This window comes from Bradyrhizobium sp. CCBAU 11361 (genome assembly GCF_028128935.1).
GTDB lineage: Bacteria > Pseudomonadota > Alphaproteobacteria > Rhizobiales > Xanthobacteraceae > Bradyrhizobium > Bradyrhizobium niftali.
In genome coordinates this window covers 161731-181465 of the sequence record NZ_LBJZ01000192.1, presented here as the reverse complement: position 1 = coordinate 181465, position 19735 = coordinate 161731, and the positions used below count along the sequence as shown (strand labels likewise).

The window sequence follows — 19735 nt, the reverse complement described above, 5'->3', positions numbered from 1 at the left end:
GGCATTTCATTCGCGACGCTCTGCCAATAGGATGTTGCAGAAATTGGCGGACAAGCCGTCCGGGTGGGGACGGCTCGATGATCCGCGCAAGCGGCATGATCCGGTCTGTGGGCTTGCGTAGCGCGCGGGGCTCGCGGGGGGACGCGTACAAGTAACGAGGGCTCGGACTGAACATGGCGAACACTCCGAAAAAGGTCAAAGACCCGACAGAAGTTGCGCTTTCTGCGATCCAGGAAGCCCTGAACATCAGCGACACCGCTGCGGACACCAGCCGCAACGCCTCGATGCGCAACGAAACGGCGTCGTCGGTGTCCCCCCCGGAGCCCCCGATCTTTGACGAGCCGACCTTCGAGCCGCGCCCTGCCGCGAACGAGCGGGCCACCGTGTTCGATACGATCGAGGAGCCGCGCTCGACGCGCCGCGCCGCCAATGACGATCGCGAGACCATCGGCCAGCTGCTCCAGGCGCTTCAGAAGGGCCGCCCTGCCCGCAGTGTCTATACCTTCGCCACCATCTTCGCCGGCGTCTGGCTCGCCGCCTGCGCCGCGCTGACCGTCGGCTTCCTGCCCTCGATCCAGGCCGCCATGGGCCAGAGCGGCGGCGTCCTCGTCGTCGCCGGCCTGATCGCGATGTTCTTCGCGCCGATCATGCTGTTCTATTTCCTCGCGAGCCTGGTCTGGCGCGGCCAGGAAATGCGCATGATCGCGCAGGCGATGGCGCAGGTCGCGATCCGCTTCTCCGAGCCCGAGGGCTCGGCCTCCGATTCCATGGTCACCGTCGGCCAGGCCATCCGCCGCGAAGTCGCGGCGATGGGCGACGGCATCGAGCGTGCGATTGCGCGCGCCGGCGAGCTCGAGACGCTGGTGGCCAACGAGGTCGCCGCGCTCGAACGCGCCTATTCCGACAACGAAGTGCGCATCCGCGCCCTGCTCCAGGACATCGCGCATCAGCGCGACAACCTGGTCGGCCAGGCCGAGCAGGTCCGCAGCGCCATCTCCGGCGTGCAGATCGACCTGCGCCACGACATCGCGCTAATCTCGGACGCGATCGCCTCGCGCGTCGACGAGGTCGCCAAGAGCATCACCGGCGCTCTCGAAGAGCGCGGCGCCCACATCACCGGCGCCCTGAGCAATGCCGGCGACAACATGATCCTCGCGCTCGGCGAGCGCGGCGGCGACCTGCTCGACCGCCTCGAGGAAGCCAGCAACGAGACCACGCGCGCCGTGCTCGATGCCAGCGAGCGGCTGACCACCAGCCTCAACTTCAAGACCGGCCACGTCCACGACGAGTTCGTCGACCTCGCCGACCGCGTCCACGAGATGCTGAACGAGCGCATCGACCGCATCACCGGCGAGTTCGAGCAGCGCTCCGCCGCGATCGTCGACGGCATCTCTGAGCGCACCGAGCAGGTGCACGATAGCCTGAAGAATTCGTCGGACTCCCTGCTGCTCGAGCTCGAGCTGCGCTCCAACGACATCTCCGCCAAGATCGACGACGCCGGTCACCGGCTCGCCAACCAGATCATGACCTCCGGCGATAAGGCGAGCGAGGCGCTCGACGCCACCGTCAACACCCTCGTCGCCAAGGTCGTCAGCCAGACCGAGACCGCGCACGACTCGCTGTCGCTCCAGATGAGCGCCTTCGACGAACTGGTGAAGAACCAGGGCACCGAGCTGGTCGAGAAGTTCGCCCGCGACTCCGGCACGCTGGGCGCGCTGATCACCCGTCACATCTCCGAGTTCGACCGCACCGTGAAGACGTTCGGCGGCGAAGTCGTCGAGCGCATGGGCCAGCGCACGCAGGACATCGCCGAGACGCTGAAGACCTATGTCGACAATTTCGACACCCGCTTCACCTCGAACGGCGGCCAGATCACGGCCGTACTGGACCAGCGCCTGATGCAGTTCGAGACCACGGTCGGCGAACGCGTCACCAACCTCGATGCCTCGCTGAACGGCAAGATCGCCAGCCTCGACAGCACGATCGACGGCCACATCAAGACCTTCGACGCGCAGCTCGGCGGCCGTGTCACCGCACTCGAACAGTCGTTCGACACCCGCGCGAGGTCCGTCACCGAGACCATCGACGGGCGTCTCAACACGCTCGCCACGTCGCTGACCGACGGTGCTACGCAGGCGATCCAGTCGATCGACTCCCGCCTCACTCATCTCACGACGTCGCTGACAGGAGGCGCCTCGCAGGCGCTCGAGTCCATCGACTCCCGCCTCACCAGCCTCACGACGTCGCTGACCGACGGCGCCTCTCAGACGATCCAGACGATCGATACGCGCCTGACGCACCTCACGACGACGCTCACCGGCGGCGCCTCGCAGGCGCTCGAGTCCATCGACTCCCGCCTCACCTACCTCACCACCGCGCTGACGAACGGCGCGTCGCAGGCCGTGCAGTCGATCGACACGCGCCTCACGCTCCTGACCTCGACGCTCACCGACGGCACCGCGCAGGCGATCGAGGCGGTCGACCGCCGCATCACCGGCGTCGCCGAGATCATCGACGGCCGCAGCATGCATCTGACCGACACGGTCACGGCGCGCTTCCAGGACATCCAGCAGGCCATCGAGACCAAGGTGGGCTCGGTCGCCAGCGACATCGACGTGCGCGTGGCGCAGTTCGAGGACCTGCTCGGCTCGCGCGTCGAGGCCGTCGCCGGCCGCATCGAGAGCAGCGGCCGCCAGGCCAGCGAGGACATGATGTCCCGCGCCGAGATGATCTCGACCGCGATCCGCTCGCATGTCGAGGACGCCGAGCGCTCGCTCACCAACCTCGTCGTCAACACCAGCGAGACCATCCAGACCGGGGCGCGCACCGCCCAGCAGTCGCTGATGACGGTCTCCTCCGACGTCAACGCCCAGCTCAAGATGACCTCCTCCGAGGTCGAGCGCGCGCTGACCGCGGTCGGCACCGGTGCTGCGAACTCTATCCTGACCAGCGCCCGCGAAGCGCAGTCGACGCTGGTTGCCGCCTCCGGCGATGCCTCCAACCAGATCAAGGGGCTCGCATCCGACGTCGAACGCACGCTGTCGGCGGCCGGTTCTGCGACCGCAGCCTCGATCCTGGCCGGTGCCCGCGATGTGCAGACCACGCTCGTCACCGCATCTTCGGACGCGGCCAACCACGTCAAGACGCTCACCGCCGACGTGCAGCGCTCGCTGTCGATGGCCGGCGCCACCACAGCGGAATCCATCACCGCCGGCGCCCGCGATGCGCAGAGCACGCTGATCGCGGCCTCGAGCGAGACCGCCAACCAGATCAAGGCACTGTCCTCGGATGTGCAGCGTTCGCTCTCGATGGCGGGCACTGCGACGGCCGAGACCATCACGGCCGGCGCCCGCGAGGCGCAGAACACCCTGGTCACGGCGTCCTCGGATGCGGCGAGCCAGGTCAAGTCGCTCGCGGCCGAAGTGCATCGTTCGCTCTCGCAGGTCGGCCAGTCGACCGCCGAGACGATCACGACCAGCGCCCGCGACGCCCAGAGCACCCTGCTCGCGGTCTCGGCCGAACAGACCAGCCAGGTCCGTTCGCTCGCGGCCGAGATGCAGCGCGCGCTGGCGACCGCCGGCGGCGCCACCATCGAGGCGCTCACCAGCGGCGTGCGCGAGGCCCAGGGCACGCTGATCTCCGCTTCGACGGACGCGGCAGGCCAAATCAAGTCGCTGACCACGGACATCGAGCGCACGCTGACCGCGGTCGGCGCCGACACCGCCTCGACCATCCTCAACAGCGCGCGTGAGGCCCAGACCTCGCTGACCTCGACCTCGGCGGATGCCGCGAGCCAGATCCGCACGATCTCGACCGAGATCGAGCGTGCGCTGAGCGCGGCCACCGCGAACGCGACCAACGACATCCAGACCAGCGCGCTCAACGCCCAGAACGCGCTGATCTCCGCCTCCAACGAGGCGAGCTCGCGGGTCAAGTCGAGCTCTGCCGACGTCGAGCGCTCGGTGCTCGCCGCCAGCAGCAGCTTCGGCCAGGCCATGACCGGCAAGACCGACGAGATCGTCACCTATGTGCAGCAGCAGGCCGACCGTCTGTCGAACATGATCGACGCCAAGCGCGGCGCCCTGGTCGATGCGATCGGCTCCAAGACCAGCCAGCTCACGCTCGACATCGACCGCGTCACCTCCGACGCGCTGAAGTCGATCGAGACGCGCGGCCATGCGTTCTCGCAGACCATGATGGGCAACGGCTCGGAAGTCGCCCGCACCATCAACGCGGCGAGCGAGATCGCCACCGGCGCGGTCGGCAAGTCGCTCAAGGACCTCGAGCAGGCCTCGCGCGCGGCGATCGACCAGTCGCGCCAGGTCTCGATCGCGGCCGTCACCGAGATGCAGGAGACCAGTAAGATCCTGCGCACCGACACGGTCGCCCTGTTCGAGCGTCTGCGCGAAGGCAACATCCTCCTCCAGGAGGTGCTGACCGGTGCGCACGACAACCTCAACTCGCTCGAGCGGGCGCTGGTGACCCGTGTTGCCGACTTCGTCTCGGCGATGAACGACGTCACCTCGCGCAACGGCGCTGCGACGCAGAACCTGGAAGACCAGCTCAACGTCTTCAACACGAAGACCACGCGGGCGCTCCAGGATCTCGGCGAGCTGTCGACCCAGTTCGACGCGCACGGCAAGGCGCTCGTCGAGGCCGCCCAGGTCGTCGAGGTGAGCAACAAGAACACCACCGCCTCGCTCGCCGAACGCAAGCAGGCGCTGGAATCGCTCGTCACCACGATCGACCTGCGCACGGCCGATCTCGACCAGCGCCTGTCGCGCTTCACCGGCCTGCTCGATGAATCGCTGGCCGCGGCCGAAGAGCGTGCCCGCGACATCGCCCGCGTCGTCGCGGAGACCGCCGGCGCAGGCTCCGCCGCAATCACCCGCCAGTTCGAGGCGGTGCGCGCGGCATCCGAGGAAGAGCACCGGCAGACCCTCGACGCCATGCACGACATCTACCGCCAGACCACGGACGAGGCGGATGCGATGTTCAAGCAGTCGACGGAGAAGTTCTCCAACCTCGTCTCCAGCATGAAGCAGATGGCCTTCGAGATGCACAACGAGCTCGAAGCCACCCGCAACGAGCTGCGCCGCGGCGTGCTCGAGATGCCGCAGGAGGCCGCCGAGAGCACTGCGCAGATGCGCAAGGTGATCGTCGACCAGATCGAGGCCCTCGCCGAGCTCAACCGCATCGTGGCCCAGCATGGCCGTGGCCTCGACGTCTCGACGGCGGGCCGCGCCAGCGTGCAGCGCCAGGAAGAGCCGATGCTGGCGGCCGTCGGCGCGCGCAGCACGGAGACCCGCATCCGCGACACCGGCAGCGCCTCGACGCTGCCGCCGCCGGACCTCGGCATGCCGGCCACCTCGCGCCGCACCGAAGCCCCGCCGGTTGCACCTGGCGGCAACGACCAGGGCCGCGACGGCTGGCTGTCGGACCTCTTGAACCGTACGGACGCCAACCAGGGCGCTCCGACCGGCCGTGAGGCCCCGCGCGGCCGCCCGGCTGCACCGGCTCCGCAGCCGCAGGCTCCGCAAGGTAACGGCAATCCGCTGGAATCGCTGTCGCTCGACATCGGCCGGCTGATGGACCGCAACCTCGCCGCCGAGATGTGGGACCGCTACCAGCGCGGCGAGAACAAGGCCTTCACCAAGCGCCTCTACACGCCCGCCGGCCAGAAGGCCTTCGACGAGGTCGCCCGCAAGTATCGCGCCGACCGCAACTTCAAGGGCACGGTCGACCGCTACGTCGCCGAGTTCGAGCGCCTGCTCGACGAAGTCGCCCGCGACGGCCGCGGCCCGCAGGAGCTGCGCAGCCACCTGACCTCGGAGACGGGCCTCGTCTACACCCTGCTCGCGCATGCGGCGGGCCGGCTGGGGTGAGCGGCAGGTAGCGACAACGAATAGCGAATGAAAACGGAGGCCTCGCCGCCTCCGTTTTTGCTTTGAGCTCGTCATCGGGCCAACCATTCGATGCGGGTCGGTGGATCGCGGAGTCCCTACAAGCACGGTCATTGCGAGGAGCTCTTGCGACGAAGCAATCCAGACTGTCTCCGAGGAGGCAGTCCGGATTGCTTCGCTGCGCTCGCAATGACGAGGTGAGGTCCGTGTACTAAACGCCTACTGCCTCTTGCGCTCGCTCGCCGCCGGCTTCGGCGGCTCGGGCTGCGGAGCGGCTGCTGGCGCGCTGTTGCTGGCACCGAACAGCACGCGGGTCGGGTTGCGGTCGAAATTGTTCACGGCGCGGCTGATGTCGCCGAGGGTGCGGCGGCCGTCCGAGATCAGCAATCCGGAGCGCTTGTCGAAATCGTCAGCGAGTTCGCGGATCGACTTCACCGCCTGGAACAGCTCGCCGCCATCCTTGCCGCCGGCGAGCGTGTTGAGGCCGAGCATGAGGCTGTCGGCCTTGAGCATCACGCCGTCGACCTTGGCCATCACGCCGTCGATCTTCTCGGAGTTGCGCGCCAGCGAGTTGGTGAAGGTCTCGAGGTTCTTCAGCGAGTTCTTCACCGATTCCTGATTGTCGGCGACGATCTTGTTGATGTTCTGGAGCGTGCCGCGGATCGCCTCGGTGACGTCCTGGAGCTTGTTGGGATCGGCGGTCAGCGACGGGATGCCGTCCTCGTCGAGCGGCGGCGGGGGCGCGGCCTCCTCGCCGCCCTTGAGCGAGATCGCGGCGACGCCGGTCAGGCCCTGGAATTCGAGGCCGACCAGGGTGTCCTTGCGGAGCGGGGTGTTGTTCTCGACCATGGCGAGTGCGACAACCCGTCGCGGGTTGTCGAGCTTCACCGAGACCACTTCACCCACCCGGATACCGTTGAAATTGACGCTGCCGCCGTTGCGCAGGCCGGCCGCCGGGCCTTCGAACACGACGCGCAGCGGGCTGCGCTGCTTGGTGGTGTGCAGCGACTGAAACCACAGCACGAAGCCGATCGCCGCGGCAATCACTGCCAGCGTGAACGACCCGATCAGTACGTAATTCGCCCGCGTTTCCATCAGGTGCTCCGGCTACCACTCAGCCCATGACCGCGCGGGCGCGCTTGCCATGGAAATATTGCCTCAGCCAGGGATGCTGCGAGGCCTGCATGTCGGCGATCGACCCTGCCGCAATGATCTTACCGTTCCCTAAAACGGCGATGCGATCGCAAGCGGTGTAAAGGCTGTCGAGGTCGTGCGTTACCATGAAAACGGTCAGGCCCAAAGTGCGCTGGAGCGTCCTCACCAGCTCGTCGAAGTCGCCGGCGCCGATCGGGTCGAGGCCCGAGGTCGGCTCGTCGAGGAAAACGAGGTCCGGATCGAGCGAAAGCGCGCGTGCGAGCGCGACGCGCTTGATCATGCCGCCCGAGAGCTCCGACGGGAAGCGCTCGGCGACCTCGGGCTTCAGACCGACCATGGTCAGCTTGGCCATGGTGATCTCGTCCATCAGCCGCTGCGAGACGCGCAAATATTCGCGCATCGGAAACTGGATGTTCTGCCGCACGGTGAGCGAGGAGAACAGCGCGCCCTGCTGGAACAGCACGCCCCAGCGCCGCTCCACGTTGCGGCGCTGCGACGTGTTGGAGGAATCGAGGTCGACGCCGAATACCTCGATGGAGCCTGCCACCTTCGGCACGAGGCCGATGATGGTGCGCGTCAGCACCGATTTGCCCGCGCCCGATGGGCCGACGAAGCCGAGGATCTCGCCGCGCTTGACGTCGAGGTTGAGGCCGTCGAGGACGCGCGTGCTGCCGAACTGCACGGTGATGTCGCGGACGCGGATGATGGGGTTTTGGATCTCGCCAGCCATCGTCACATTCCGATCGAGGCGAAGAAGATGGCGAACACGCCGTCCATGACGATGACGAAGAAGATGCCTTTCACCACCGACGCGGTGGTGTGCTGTCCGAGCGATTCCGCGCTGCCCTGCACAGCGAGCCCTTCGACGCAGGCGACGATGCCGATCACGGCGGCCATGACCGGCGCCTTGACGATGCCGACGATGAAATGGTCGATCGAGATGGCATCGCGCAGGCGGAGCAGGAAGGCTTCGGGATCGACGCCGCCGTAGAGCCAGGCGACGAGCCCGCCGCCATAGAGCGCGGCCATGGCGCCGAGGAAGGCCAGGATCGGCAGCGCCAGCACCAGGGCCAGCATGCGCGGCAGCACCAGCACCTCGATCGGGTCGAAGCCCATGGTGCGCAGCGCGTCGATCTCCTCGCGCATCTTCATCGAGCCGAGCTCGGCGGTGTAGGCGCTGCCCGAGCGGCCCGCGACCATGATGGCGACCAGGAGCACGCCGATCTCGCGCAGCACCAGCACGCCCAGCATGTCGACGACGAAGATGTCGGCGCCGAACCTGCGGAAATGGAAGATGCCTTGCTGCGCGATGATGCAGCCGATCAGGAAGGTGATCAGCACGATGATCGGCACCGCGCGCCAGCAGACCTGCTCCATGTGGTGCACGGTCGAGGTCAGGCGGAACGAGCGGGGATGGATCAGCACGCGGCCGCCCGCCGCCAGCACCGCGCCGAGCATGTCGATCAGGCCCGCAACCGTGCCGGCGACCCCCGCCACGGCGCGGCCGATCTGCTCCAGCATGCCGGTGATGGTGATCGTGCCGGCATCGACCACCGGCGTCGCCCTGACCCGCCGGACCTCGTCGACGAGGCTCGAATAATTGGCGGAGAGGCCCGCGATCTGCGCCTCGACCGCGCCCTGGGTCAGGCTGCGGCGGAGCCGCTCGATCAGCCAGGCGCCGAACGTATCGAGCTTGGCGACCTCGGAGACGTCGATGAAGATGTTTTGCGAACCGCCGGCCAGCTTCTCGGCATCCGCCACCATCCGCTCCAGGACCGGCGCGAAGCTCGCGGTCCAGGTTCCGGTGGCGCAGAGTGCCAGCGCGTTGCCCTTCGCAATCCGTTCCAGCTTCGGATCGCTAGTCAAGATGTCCGCTCCCGTGCCGGGGCGGAGGAAATCAGATAGTTGCGCACGCGCCCTTACCCGGAAAAGGTATCCCCAACTGGTTAACGTTAGTTGCTAGAGGTAACTAGCAGGTTCAGATTTCGCCAGAGTTCAAAATGACTTCCAGCAAAGTTCCGGCTCTTCGGGCGCGAATCGAGCGCTTTCCCATCGCCGGCAGTTTCACCATCAGCCGGGGCGCCAAGACCGAGGCCGTGACCGTTGTGGCCGAAGTGAGCCGGAATGGCCTGACCGGCCGGGGCGAATGTGTGCCCTATCCCCGCTATGGCGAGACCCCCGAGGCAACCCTGGCCGCCATTGAGGCCATGCAGGCGGCCGTGGCGGGCGGTATCACCCGCCAGGCGCTGCAGGCCGCCATGCCGCCGGGCGCGGCCCGCAACGCGCTGGATTGCGCCCTGATTGACCTCGAGGCCAAGGCGGCGGGCCTGCGGGCCTGGAACCTGCTCGACCGCCCGGTCCCGGGCGAGCGCACCACCGCCTACACGATCTCGCTGGGCACCCCCGAGGCCATGGCCGCGGCGACCGCCAAAGCGGCGCACCGGCCGCTGCTCAAGATCAAGCTCGGCGGCGACGGCGATCCGGAGCGGATCGCGGCGGTGCGCAAGGCGGCCCCCGAATCCGAGCTGATCGTGGATGCCAACGAGTCCTGGACCGAGGCCAATCTGGAGCACAATCTTGCCGCCTGCGACGCCGTCGGCGTCACCCTGGTCGAGCAGCCGCTGCCATCAGGCAAGGACGACGCGCTGGCGCGGATCAAGCGGCCGCTCGTGGTCTGCGCCGACGAGAGCGTGCATGACCGCATCTCGCTCGCTCCCTTGCGCGAGCGCTACGATGCCGTGAACATCAAGCTCGACAAGACCGGCGGCCTCACCGAGGCGCTCGCGATGGCGGATGCGGCGCAGGCGCTCGGCTTCGAGATCATGATCGGCTGCATGGTCGCGACCTCGCTGTCGATGGCCCCCGCGATGCTGGTGACGCCGCAGGCTCGCTTCGTCGATCTCGACGGCCCGCTGCTGCTGGCGCACGACCGCGATCACGGCCTGCGCTATGATGACAGCCTGGTCTATCCGCCCGATTCCTCGCTGTGGGGATGAGCCTTGAGCCGGTGCCGCGCCGACCAGATCAGGACCGCGCCGGCCGCGGCCATCGCGGTCATGACGTAATACAGACCCTCGCCGATGCGGGCGTAGATCGCGCCTGACGCGATCGAGGTCGCAGCTCCCAGCAGCCCGTTGCAGGCGGCGTAGTAGCCCTGCCCCCGCGCGATCTGATGCGACGGCACGCGCTGCACCAGGAGGTTCATGGTGCCGACCATGGTCATGCCGAAGGAGAGGCCGTGGCCGAGCTGCACGATCGCGAGCCACGCCAGCGACGGCTCGCTGGCGGTGACGATCCAGCGCACTACGGCGCTTAAGCCCCCGATCGCCATCAGCGTGGATGGATGCGGCGAGAAGCGCGGCGACAGCGCGAACACGACGATCTCGGCGATCACACCCAGCGTCCACAGCCCCGCGATCGTCAGCCCGCCGAGACCATGGAGCTGCCAGGTGATGGCCGAGAACGTGTAAAAGGCGATATGGCTGCTCTGGATCAGCGCCGCCGAGGCGATCACGGCCCAGAAGCCGCTATCGTGCAGCAGCGTCTTGCCGGCATGCGTCTCCGTCGTCCTCCGCCTGACATCGTCGAGCGGCTGAAGCCGCAGGCTGGCTGCGACCGCAACGACGGCCCACGCGACGATGACCCAGATCAGGTCGCGCGCCGCGATGTGGTCTACGAGATAACCGCAGGCGAGCGAGCCGGCGGCGAACGCCGCCGAGCCCCACAGCCGCAAGGGTCCGTAATCGAGTCCGTAACGGGCGACGCCGCGCAGCGCATAGGCATCGGTCAGCGGCATCGTCGGCGTCCACATCGTGCAGGTCAGCCCGTAGATCAGGAACAGCGCCAGCGGCTGCTGCTGCAGGCCGAGGGCCGCAAATCCGATTGCCGTCGCCAGCACCGACACCATGATGCCGGCGCGAATGGCATGTCGCTTTTCGGCGAAGGCCGCGACCTGCGGCAGCGTGGTGAAGCGCGTGATCGCCGGCAGCGCGTTGATGAGGCCGATCCAGGCCGCGTCGATACCGATCGCCTTCAGCCAAACCGGGAAGAAGGGCATATGCGTGCCCAGGACCGCGAAGAAGGCCGAGTAGAACAGGGCCAGGCTCACGGCGAATCGCCGCTTCACGGCGGCTTGCGTGGGGATTTGTGATTCGCCTGCCATCAAACCAATTGCGATTCGGTCGATATCGTGGTGATCGTTACAGTAACGCGCAGTGATTTGCGCGACGAGATTGACATGGCCAACGAAGCATTCGCCCTCTCGCCTATGTCTGCCCGTGCGGCCGAGCCGAACGAGCAGGATTACGACGCGATCCGCGAAGCCTTCATGGAGACCGCGCGCGGCCGCTGGTTCCTCGGCGAATATGCCAAGCGCAACCGCAATGCCGACACGAGCATGGTGCTCGATGCGGTCGCCAAGATCGAAGAAACCCTTGCGGCACAGCGGCAACCGGTCGTCGAGGACCGCCTGCCCGAGGCGCTGGTCGAGATCCGCCGCGCCGTCCGCGAGGCCGAGACCATCGCGATCGCCGCGTTCGACCCCGCCGCGATCGAGGCGAGCCTTGCCCCGATCCCGCGCGGCGTGCGCATCATCAAGGAGATCTCCTGGCGCTGGCGCGAGATCGGCGCCGACGGGCGAATCTGCGACCTCATTGATTCGCAGCTCGCCTCGATCGAGGCCGCCTGCGGACAGATTTCGACCATCGACCCCCGCACTGAGCTCAAGGCCGCATTCGATCTGCTGAAGGATCGGGTCGAGGAGCTTGATGCCGACGGCGACGCAACGCCGCAGGCATCGGCAGTGCCTCCTTCGCCGGCTCCGGTGTGGGAAGCACCGCCGGTCGCAGAGGCTTCGCCTGTCGAGGCCGCGCCCGCCGCGATGGAGAGCGAAGCCCCCGTGGCTTTTACGGAGACGCCGCAGGAGATCACAGCGTCTGCCGAGCCCGAAGCCGCCGCGCAGACGGCCGGCACCGCCGAAGCGTTCGCAATCGCCGAGCAGGCAATGGACGCTGCCGTCGCGCCGGAGATCGCAGCCGAAAGCCGGATCGCGCCTGAAGATGCCGCGCCGGAAGACGCGGCTTTCGAAGAGCCCGCCGCGTTCGCGGAAGTCACCGACGAGTTCTCGCTCGATGCCGCCGCGGAAGCCGAGGACGAGGCCGTGCTCGAGGCCATCGCGCTGGAGATGGCTGCGCCCGATCCGGATTTCGACGAGATCATCGAGCCGGTCGAGATGGCAGCAGCCATTCCCGAGCCGGTGGCTGCGGAGGTCGCAGCACCCGTCGCCGCCGAGCTTGCGCAGCCAGTCGCGCCGGAACACGCCGCCGCGCCGATCGTGAAGGAGCACGCAGAGGAAGCGCCGATCGCGATGGAATCGCTGGCGCGCCTCACCAATGCCATCGCGGAAGCCGCCGCCGAAGTGATGGAGCAGCCGGCCCCGGCCATGGCGGCCACGGCATCCTTCGCAGCAGCGCCGGCCGCGCCGCTGCCGATGCCCTCACCCTTGTCGGCGTCCTTGCCCGAGTCCTCGCTCGGCGCCAGCATCCTCGCCAGCGGCATCCTGCAAAAACCCCGCGCGCCCGCCAACGACCCGCTCGCGCCGATCCGCCGCATGACCCAGGCCGAGAAGATCGCGTTCTTCTCGTAAGGGGCGCTTCCTCCGCATCGTCGTTGCGAGCGCAGCGAAGCAATCCAGAATCCCTCCGCGGAAAGACACTGGATTGCTTCGCTGCGCTCGCAATGACGAAACAATCAACTCCATCATCCCCGCGCAACGGCGAAGCCGTTGTCGCTGGAGGTGCGAGCCATGGGACGCAACGCGTCCCATGGGGAGCCTCGAAGGATGCACGGCCGAGATGCAGCCGGGCCGTCGCCCTTCGAGGCTCGCCGAAGAGGCGAGCGCCTCAAGGGTGACGGTGATTGATGCGAGCGCGCTGCTTACTCCCGTCATTGCGAGCGCAGCGAAGCAATCCAGAGTCTTTCCGCAGAGAAATTCTGGATTGCTTCGCTTCGCTCGCAATGACGGATTGACCGCCGCACCCGCCCCATCATCCGCAATTCCACACCGGGCCAATCGGCGTGCGCGTCCAGCACGGACCGAAACTGCCGCCATTGTAGCGGCCGCCGCCGAAGCCGGGCTGGCCGAAATAGTGCCACTCGCCATCCCAGCGGTAATATTGGGGAACCGGATCGATGTACCAATGCCGCCGGTCGTTGCGCGCAAGGCGCCGCATCGCGTCCTTCTGTTTGTAGAGCGGAATGCTGTTGCTCAGCGGTTGACGGTAGCCCGGCAGGAAGCCGTAGCCATGCCAGACCGGCTTGGGGCGTTTTTGAATTGACGCAGCAGGCGCAACCGCGGGCAGCAGCGACAGGATGACAGCAACAGATAGACACATAAGGCGCGACATGGATCGACCATAGACAGGCGAATATAAGAAGGCCATTCAAATTCGAGTGCGAGACTTATCGTCTCACCAGACTCCGATGAGAGACTAGCCGATCTTCTCGCGCACATGGGCCTCCGCGCGGTCCAGCAGATGATCGAGCGTACTCTCGGCCGTATCAAGCACCAGATGCTCCCGATCCCACGGCTGATAAGTCCGGCTCACGACTTCATCCCAGCTTGGAAGGTTGAGACCATCGATATCGGGTGAACGGCTTTCCACGCGCTGCCTGTGCACCGCCGGTTCGCTGCAAACCACTTCAATTTCGACCATGCATGCCGAGCTCTGCGAGGCAGTCTGTCGCCATGCAACGCGGCTTGCCAGCACCGGATTGACGCAGTCCGCGATGACGATGCGCCCGAGCTTGAGATTCTCGGCCGCCAGCGCATTGGCGACGGCATAGCCGGCTGCGCCGACGATGAGCCCTGCGTCCCGCAATGTCTGCTCGATGGCATCGATACGAAGATATGTCGCCGCCAGCCGAACGGTGAGTTCGCGAGAGATCGTGGTCTTGCCGGTGCCCGGAAGGCCGCCGAACACGATGAGTGCGGATGTAGATGATCGGTTCATAGCGGCCTCTAGCTGATCACGCCCTTGCGGATCAGGAAGCATCCATAGCCCCTGCTGTCGCCGACCTGCACGACGCCAAAGCCCGCCGCCGCCGCGCGATAGAAATCCGGTCGCGCGAGCTTGCCGGGGCTGACGGGGTGACCCACGGCGCGCTCGATCTCCGCCAGCACCGCACGCTGCACGTCGGGCACGCGATCGGGATCGTCCACGGGCATCATCACGCGCACCGGATCGGGATCGAAATCGTCGAGCGGGTATACCGACATGATGGCGCGGGCGGCCGTCTCCATGCGCATGCCCGGCAGCCGGATCAGGCGCTGCGAGGACGTCGTTTTGGCGATACGCGTTGCCGGATGATTGGCGTCGACGAAAACGAGGTCGTCGCCATGGCCCATCGAGGCCAGGAGCCAGAGCAGATCGGGCGTCAGGATCGGATCGATCGATTTCAGCATGTGACGGCATTTCCCCTGAAGGCTTGTCTCTTCTTTCGCCGGCGACACCGGCCATTCACCATAGCAGGTTCCAAGCGTGATTCAGATCACGCAGCCACCCATGGTGATGGCCATCACGGACCCCGGGCTCGAACGCGGCCAAGCTTCCTCGCAACCAATCTCGTATCGAGATCAGTGCCAGAGGAGCACGCCATGTTCCGCCTAAAGCCTTTCCTGATGACAGCTAGCCTCATCGGAAGCCTGTTCGGCTTCGCCTGCGGGCCTGTTTCCGCGCAAGTCGCCCCGGTCGAGCCGGCTCCCACCGCGCTGCAAGGCCCGGAGCAGCGGGTGGCGCTGGTGATCGGCAATTCGAACTACAAGAACGCGCCACAGCTCGTGAACCCCGACAACGACGCCGAGTCGATGGCGAAGTTCCTGAATTCGGCGGGCTTCGAGGTCGTCGCCGCGACAGACCTGACCCAGAACGACATGCTCCGCGTCGTGCAGGATTTTTCCGCCAAGGTGTCCTCACGTGGCCCCAACACGGTGGCGATGGTCTATTACGCCGGTCACGGCGTGCAGCTCGCCGGTGAGAACTATCTCGTTCCCGTCGACGCCAAGGTCTCCAGCCCGACCGAGCTCGTCAACAATTCGGTGCGTCTGGTCGACGTGATGTCGACGCTGGAGACGATCCCGAGCCGCATGCGCATCGTCATCCTCGATGCCTGCCGCAACAACCCGTTCCCGAGCATCAACGACGCCGGCCGCGGCCTTGCCATCGTCGATGCGCCGAACGGCTCGATCGTCGGCTATTCGACCGCGCCGGGCGCCGAGGCGCTCGACGGCACCGGCGGCCACAGCCCCTACACCCAGGCCTTCCTCAACGTCGCGCGCGAGCCCAACGTGCCGATCGAGCAGCTGTTCAAGCGCGTGCGTCTGCAAGTGAACCAGACCACCAGCGGCGCGCAGATCCCGTGGGAGAGCTCCTCGCTGACATCGGACTTCACCTTCTTCGGCGACACCGCTGTCGCCGCCAACCGCGCGCCGGTGAATGCGCCCGTCGTGCAGATGGCCTCCAACCTGCCGAGCCGCTCGACGCGCCAGGCCTATGACTACGTCGTGTCAGAGGGTCGGCCGGAGTACTATCAGGAGTTCATCCAGATGTATCCGCACGACCCGCTGTGCGATCACATCCGCTGGCTGCTCAACAACCTCCTGCTCACGCAGGCCTGGCACAAGGCGGTGCTCGCAAACTCGCCGCTCGGCTACCAGACCTTCTACGACAGCTACGGCACCAGCCCCTATGCCGTGTCCGCGCTGAAGCTCGCAGCGCAGCCGAAGCTGATCCCCTTGATGCAGGCGACGAAGTTCCTGGCCCCGCAGAACATTGCCCCGACCTTCAAGATCGGCAATCTCGGCCAGCCCAAATACATGCCGATGCAGCAGGGCAATGGCGGTGCGCAGATGAATGGCAATCTTCCGGTCGTGCAGAAGCCTGTCGACGGCAATGTCATCGGCAAGCTCGGCAATGGCGGCCAGATCGTCAACCTGCCGGCGGGCAACAACCAGCCGAACGGCACGCCGTCGCAGCCCCCGGGCAAGATCGTCACCCTGCCCGCGCCGACCAACACCACCAACAACAATGGCGGCATCGGCAAGATCGTGACGCTGCCCGCGACCAACAACACCACGCAGAATGGCGGCAACGCCAACGGCAAGCCGGGCAAGATCGTGAGCATGCCGGTGAATGTCGGCAAGGGCGGTTCGACAGTCGAGGCGAAGCCCGTTCAGACCCAGAACAACCCGATCCGCGTCAACAATGGCAACACCGGTATCGTGAAGCTCAACAACAACCCGGTGAACAAGGTGCAGGCTGAGAACAACCAGCAGAACAACCGTCCGCAGCTCAATGCGACCAACCGTATGGTCAACAACGGCGGCAACAACTTCCGGCAGTCGATGAACCAGGCGCCGGCCACGGGCAGCGGCAACAATCAACGCGGCTTCATGCACTGATCGCGCAATAAGCGCAGACGACAAAGGGGCGGAGCAGTGATGCTCCGCCCCTCCTTCGTGTGAGCTCTCAAACGTCGTCATTCCGGGATGCGCCGCAAGGCGCAGGCCCGGAATCCAGACTCATTATCGTGGTTATAGATTCCGGGTTCACGCTTCGCGTGCCCCGGAATGACGACTAAGCCACCAGCTCGGCGAACAGATCCGCGTCGACATTGCCGCCGGAGAGTACGATGACGACGTTCTTGCCGGCGACGTCAAGACGCCCCGCGAGCAGCGCGGCAAGGCCGACCGCGCCGCCGGGCTCGACCACCAGCTTCAGCTCGCGATAGGCGAACGCCACCGCCGCGCCGACTTCCTTGTCGGATGCGGTGACGCCGCGCGCGAGCAGCTTGCTGTTGATCGCAAAGGTCATCTCGCCGGGGATCAGCGCCATCAGCGCATCGCAGATGGTGCGGCCAGCCGGCCCATGCGGCTCGCGATGGCCGGCGGTCAGCGAAATGCCGTGATCGTCGAACGCTTCCGGCTCGGCCACCACGATCTGCGCCTGCGGATATCGCGCCTTCACGGCGGTCGCGACGCCGGCGATCAGGCCGCCGCCAGAGGCCGGTGCCACCACGATGTCGGGGCTGAGGCCCAGCGTTGCCATGTCTTCCGCGATCTCGCGGCCGGCGGTGCCTTGGCCAGCGATCACGAAGGGATCGTCATACGGCCTGACCAGCGTCGCGCCGCGCTTCTCGGCGATGCTGCGCGAGATCGCCTCGCGGTCGTCGCGGTCGCGGTCATACAGCACGACCTCGGCGCCATAGGATTTGGTGCGCTCGCGCTTGGAGAGCGGCGCGTCCGCGGGCATCACGATGGTCGCCTGCATGTCGAGGATCTTGGCCGCCGCCGCCACGCCCTGGGCGTGGTTGCCGGAGGAGAATGCCACGACGCCGCCGGCGCGCTGGTCCTGCGGGATCGAGGCGACCTTGTTGAAGGCGCCGCGGAACTTGAAGGAGCCGGTGCGCTGGAGCATCTCCGGCTTCAGGAACACTTTGGCGCCGACGCGCTCGTTGAGCACGGGAAAGGACAACAGCGGGGTGCGGATGGCGAAGGGCGCGATCACCCGCGCTGCGGCATCGATATCGGCGGGGCCGATCGGAAGGGGCTGTTCGGTCATGGCTGACCTTATCGCGGCGGATGAGGCCCGGGCAAGACACCTCCGCGCGAGGGTTTCGAAAGCGTTTTCGAGCGAAGTGGATACCGGTTCGCGTGAAGAAAACGCGTCAAAACAAGAATCTAGAGCCCGGTCCGATCCATCGGAACGGAAATGGCTCTAGCCCCTTCAGGCGACGAAGCGTGGCTGTTCCCCGCCGTTCCCGCCGGGCAGCACCGCGCCGACCACCCTTATGCTGTCGATGAAGGCCCTCGCCGAGGCTTCCCAGGTGTAGTTGGCGGCGAATTCGACGCAGGCCTGCCGGGAGATGTCGAGTGCGGCAAAGCAGGCATTGCGAAGATCGTGATCGAGTGCACCGACCGGCGCATCGCCGATCACGTCGCGGGGGCCCTTCACCGGGAAGGCCGCGACCGGCAGGCCGCTTGCCAGCGCTTCGAGCAGGACCAGGCCGAACGTGTCGGTCTTGCTGGGGAACACGAACACGTCGGCGGCCGCATAGATGTCCGCCAGCGCCTCGCCGTGCTTCTCCCCGAGGAAGATCGCGTCCGGATAGGCCTCTTCGAGCGAAGCCCGCGCCGGGCCGTCGCCGACGACCACCTTGGTGCCCGGCAGCTTGAGGTCGAGGAACGCCTCGAGATTCTTCTCCACCGCGACGCGGCCGACCGAGAGGAACACCGGGGCCGGCAGGCAGAGATCGATCGCGCGGGGATGGAACAAGTGCGTGTCGACGCCGCGCGGCCACAGCACGACATTGTCAAAGCCGCGCTCGGTCAGCTCGCGGGCGAGCGCCGGGGTCGCCGCCATCACGGCGCGGCTCGGCGCATGGAAGCGGCGCAGCGCCCGCCAGATCAGGGATTCCGGAACCGGCACCCTGGCGCGGACATATTCGGGGAAGCGGGTGTGGAAGCTGGTCGTGAACGGCAGCTTGCGCTGTCGGCAATAGCGGCGGACCATCAGGCCGATCGGCCCTTCGGTCGCGATATGGATGCTGTCGGGCCGGGCTTCCTCGATCAGCTTCGCGATTCGCGCCGGGCGCGGCATCGCGAGCCGCACGTCGCGATAGCTCGGCATCGCGAAGGTGCGAAACGATTGCGGCGTCAGGAACGTGAACTCGACGCCAAGACCTTCAACGTTAACACCTTCAACGTTAAGCCCTTTGGCGGCGTCAGCAAGCTTGGTCAGCGTCCGAACCACACCGTTGACTTGCGGGTGCCAGGCGTCGGTCGCGACCAGAATGCGCATCAAGCGGCCCTTGCTGCGACCTGCGGGACGGCTGCCGGCTTTTGCGCCTGATCCGCCCAGGTGATGATCTCGAAATGGCCGTCGTCGTGCTCGACCAGCGCGGTGCAGCTCTCCACCCAGTCGCCGCAATTCATGTAGCGGATGCCGGCCTCGTCGCGGATCACGGCATAGTGGATGTGGCCGCAGATCACGCCGTCGGCGTCGTGACGGCGCGCTTCGGCGGCGAGCGCCTGCTCGAACGCGCCGATATAGTTGACGGCGTTCTTGACCTTCTGCTTGGCCCATTGCGACAGCGACCAGTAGGGCACCTTGAACATGCGCCGGAAGAAATTGACGAAGCGATTCATCTGGATCGCGAAGTCGTAGGCCTTGTCGCCGAGATGGGCGAGCCAGCGCGCGTTCTGCACCACGAGGTCGAAGATGTCGCCGTGGATGACGAGATAGCGCTTGCCGTCCACGCCGGTGTGGACGGTGTTCTCGACCACGTCGATGCCGCCGAAATGCGTGCCGTAGTAATTGCGCAGGAACTCGTCGTGATTGCCGGGGATGTAGATCACCTTGGCGCCCTTGCGCGCCTTGCGCAAAAGCTTCTGGACGAGGTCGTTATGCGATTGCGGCCAGTGCCAGCTCGATTTCAGCGCCCAGCCGTCGACGATGTCGCCGACGAGATAGATCGTCTCGGCGTCATGGTAGCGCAGGAAGTCCAGCAGAAGGTCGGCTTGCGAACCGCGGGCTCCGAGATGAACGTCGGAGATAAACAAGGTGCGAAAGCGCCTTTCAGGGCTCTCGTCACTCACATCGTAGCTTCCCATGCGACAGCCT

The 19735-nt window shown here is 66.5% G+C and carries 14 protein-coding genes; 4 read left to right on the top strand and 10 right to left on the bottom strand.

Annotated elements, in window-relative coordinates:
* The first annotated feature begins 173 nt into the window (after window positions 1–173).
* A complete protein-coding gene (locus tag XI08_RS32790; protein WP_271577573.1) occupies window positions 174–5885 on the top strand; it encodes a negative regulator of septation ring formation in 5712 nt (1903 codons plus the stop codon).
* Window positions 5886–6122: 237 nt separating this feature from the next.
* Here XI08_RS32790 and XI08_RS32785 read toward each other — a convergent pair whose 3' ends face one another.
* From XI08_RS32785 to XI08_RS32775, 3 genes are read right to left on the bottom strand one after another with little or no spacing between them, the layout of a single operon-like run.
* Window positions 6123–6998: an MlaD family protein gene (locus tag XI08_RS32785; protein WP_271577572.1), complete on the bottom strand. Its 876-nt coding sequence runs from the start codon at window positions 6996–6998 to the stop codon at window positions 6123–6125.
* Window positions 6999–7017: 19 nt separating this feature from the next.
* On the bottom strand, window positions 7018–7788 hold the full coding sequence (locus XI08_RS32780) for an ABC transporter ATP-binding protein (RefSeq protein ID WP_027545159.1): 771 nt from the start codon (window positions 7786–7788) through the stop codon (window positions 7018–7020).
* A gap of 2 nt (window positions 7789–7790) precedes the next feature.
* On the bottom strand, window positions 7791–8924 hold the full coding sequence (locus XI08_RS32775; protein WP_271577571.1) for an MlaE family ABC transporter permease: 1134 nt from the start codon (window positions 8922–8924) through the stop codon (window positions 7791–7793).
* Window positions 8925–9058: 134 nt separating this feature from the next.
* Between XI08_RS32775 and dgcA the strand changes: the two genes are divergently transcribed.
* Window positions 9059–10054, top strand: a complete 996-nt coding sequence (gene dgcA, locus XI08_RS32770; protein ID WP_271577570.1) for an N-acetyl-D-Glu racemase DgcA — start codon at window positions 9059–9061, stop codon at window positions 10052–10054.
* Here dgcA and XI08_RS32765 read toward each other — a convergent pair.
* Window positions 10024–11220, bottom strand: coding sequence for an MFS transporter (locus tag XI08_RS32765; protein WP_271577569.1), 1197 nt, complete (start codon window positions 11218–11220; stop codon window positions 10024–10026). The genes dgcA and XI08_RS32765 overlap by 31 nt on opposite strands.
* Window positions 11221–11295: 75 nt before the next feature.
* On the opposite strand from XI08_RS32765, the gene XI08_RS32760 reads away from it, so the two are divergent.
* Window positions 11296–12702, top strand: a complete 1407-nt coding sequence (locus XI08_RS32760; RefSeq protein WP_271577568.1) for a hypothetical protein — start codon at window positions 11296–11298, stop codon at window positions 12700–12702.
* 400 nt (window positions 12703–13102) lie between these two features.
* On the opposite strand, the gene XI08_RS32755 is transcribed toward XI08_RS32760, so the two are convergent.
* The 3 genes from XI08_RS32755 to XI08_RS32745 all read right to left on the bottom strand — a co-directional run bounded on the left by XI08_RS32755 (window position 13103) and on the right by XI08_RS32745 (window position 14520).
* Window positions 13103–13462, bottom strand: coding sequence for a hypothetical protein (locus XI08_RS32755; RefSeq protein WP_271577567.1), 360 nt, complete (start codon window positions 13460–13462; stop codon window positions 13103–13105).
* 84 nt (window positions 13463–13546) lie between these two features.
* Window positions 13547–14068 carry an AAA family ATPase gene (locus tag XI08_RS32750; protein WP_271577566.1) on the bottom strand — a complete coding sequence of 174 codons (522 nt, stop codon included), beginning with the start codon at window positions 14066–14068 and terminating at the stop codon, window positions 13547–13549.
* A gap of 8 nt (window positions 14069–14076) precedes the next feature.
* Entirely contained in the window at window positions 14077–14520 is a 444-nt protein-coding gene (locus XI08_RS32745) for an RbsD/FucU family protein (protein WP_271577565.1), read from the bottom strand.
* A 192-nt stretch (window positions 14521–14712) separates the two neighbouring features.
* Here XI08_RS32745 and XI08_RS32740 point away from each other — a divergent pair, with 192 nt between their 5' ends.
* Window positions 14713–16515, top strand: coding sequence for a caspase family protein (locus tag XI08_RS32740; RefSeq protein ID WP_271577564.1), 1803 nt, complete (start codon window positions 14713–14715; stop codon window positions 16513–16515).
* Window positions 16516–16690: 175 nt separating this feature from the next.
* Here XI08_RS32740 and XI08_RS32735 read toward each other — a convergent pair whose 3' ends face one another.
* From XI08_RS32735 to XI08_RS32725, 3 genes are all read right to left on the bottom strand, one after another.
* Window positions 16691–17674: a threonine/serine dehydratase gene (locus XI08_RS32735; protein ID WP_271577563.1), complete on the bottom strand. Its 984-nt coding sequence runs from the start codon at window positions 17672–17674 to the stop codon at window positions 16691–16693.
* A gap of 165 nt (window positions 17675–17839) precedes the next feature.
* Complete coding sequence (locus tag XI08_RS32730) at window positions 17840–18913, bottom strand: glycosyltransferase family 4 protein (RefSeq protein ID WP_271577562.1); 1074 nt, start codon at window positions 18911–18913, stop codon at window positions 17840–17842.
* Window positions 18913–19725, bottom strand: coding sequence for a UDP-2,3-diacylglucosamine diphosphatase (locus XI08_RS32725; RefSeq protein ID WP_011088645.1), 813 nt, complete (start codon window positions 19723–19725; stop codon window positions 18913–18915). The genes XI08_RS32730 and XI08_RS32725 overlap by 1 nt, the downstream gene beginning before the upstream one ends.
* Window positions 19726–19735: the final 10 nt, after the last annotated feature.

What these genes read in the sequence shown, in the direction of transcription:
- dgcA (WP_271577570.1), top strand. Translation starts at nt 9,059, where the DNA reads ATGACTTCCAGCAAAGTTCCGGCTCTTCGGGCGCGAATCGAGCGCTTT.
- XI08_RS32790 (WP_271577573.1), top strand. Translation starts at nt 174, where the DNA reads ATGGCGAACACTCCGAAAAAGGTCAAAGACCCGACAGAAGTTGCGCTT.
- XI08_RS32735 (WP_271577563.1), bottom strand. Translation starts at nt 17,674, where the DNA reads ATGACCGAACAGCCCCTTCCGATCGGCCCCGCCGATATCGATGCCGCA.
- XI08_RS32785 (WP_271577572.1), bottom strand. Translation starts at nt 6,998, where the DNA reads ATGGAAACGCGGGCGAATTACGTACTGATCGGGTCGTTCACGCTGGCA.
- XI08_RS32740 (WP_271577564.1), top strand. Translation starts at nt 14,713, where the DNA reads ATGTTCCGCCTAAAGCCTTTCCTGATGACAGCTAGCCTCATCGGAAGC.
- XI08_RS32765 (WP_271577569.1), bottom strand. Translation starts at nt 11,220, where the DNA reads ATGGCAGGCGAATCACAAATCCCCACGCAAGCCGCCGTGAAGCGGCGA.
- XI08_RS32760 (WP_271577568.1), top strand. Translation starts at nt 11,296, where the DNA reads ATGGCCAACGAAGCATTCGCCCTCTCGCCTATGTCTGCCCGTGCGGCC.
- XI08_RS32750 (WP_271577566.1), bottom strand. Translation starts at nt 14,068, where the DNA reads ATGAACCGATCATCTACATCCGCACTCATCGTGTTCGGCGGCCTTCCG.
- XI08_RS32780 (WP_027545159.1), bottom strand. Translation starts at nt 7,788, where the DNA reads ATGGCTGGCGAGATCCAAAACCCCATCATCCGCGTCCGCGACATCACC.
- XI08_RS32745 (WP_271577565.1), bottom strand. Translation starts at nt 14,520, where the DNA reads ATGCTGAAATCGATCGATCCGATCCTGACGCCCGATCTGCTCTGGCTC.
- XI08_RS32755 (WP_271577567.1), bottom strand. Translation starts at nt 13,462, where the DNA reads ATGTCGCGCCTTATGTGTCTATCTGTTGCTGTCATCCTGTCGCTGCTG.
- XI08_RS32725 (WP_011088645.1), bottom strand. Translation starts at nt 19,725, where the DNA reads ATGGGAAGCTACGATGTGAGTGACGAGAGCCCTGAAAGGCGCTTTCGC.
- XI08_RS32730 (WP_271577562.1), bottom strand. Translation starts at nt 18,913, where the DNA reads ATGCGCATTCTGGTCGCGACCGACGCCTGGCACCCGCAAGTCAACGGT.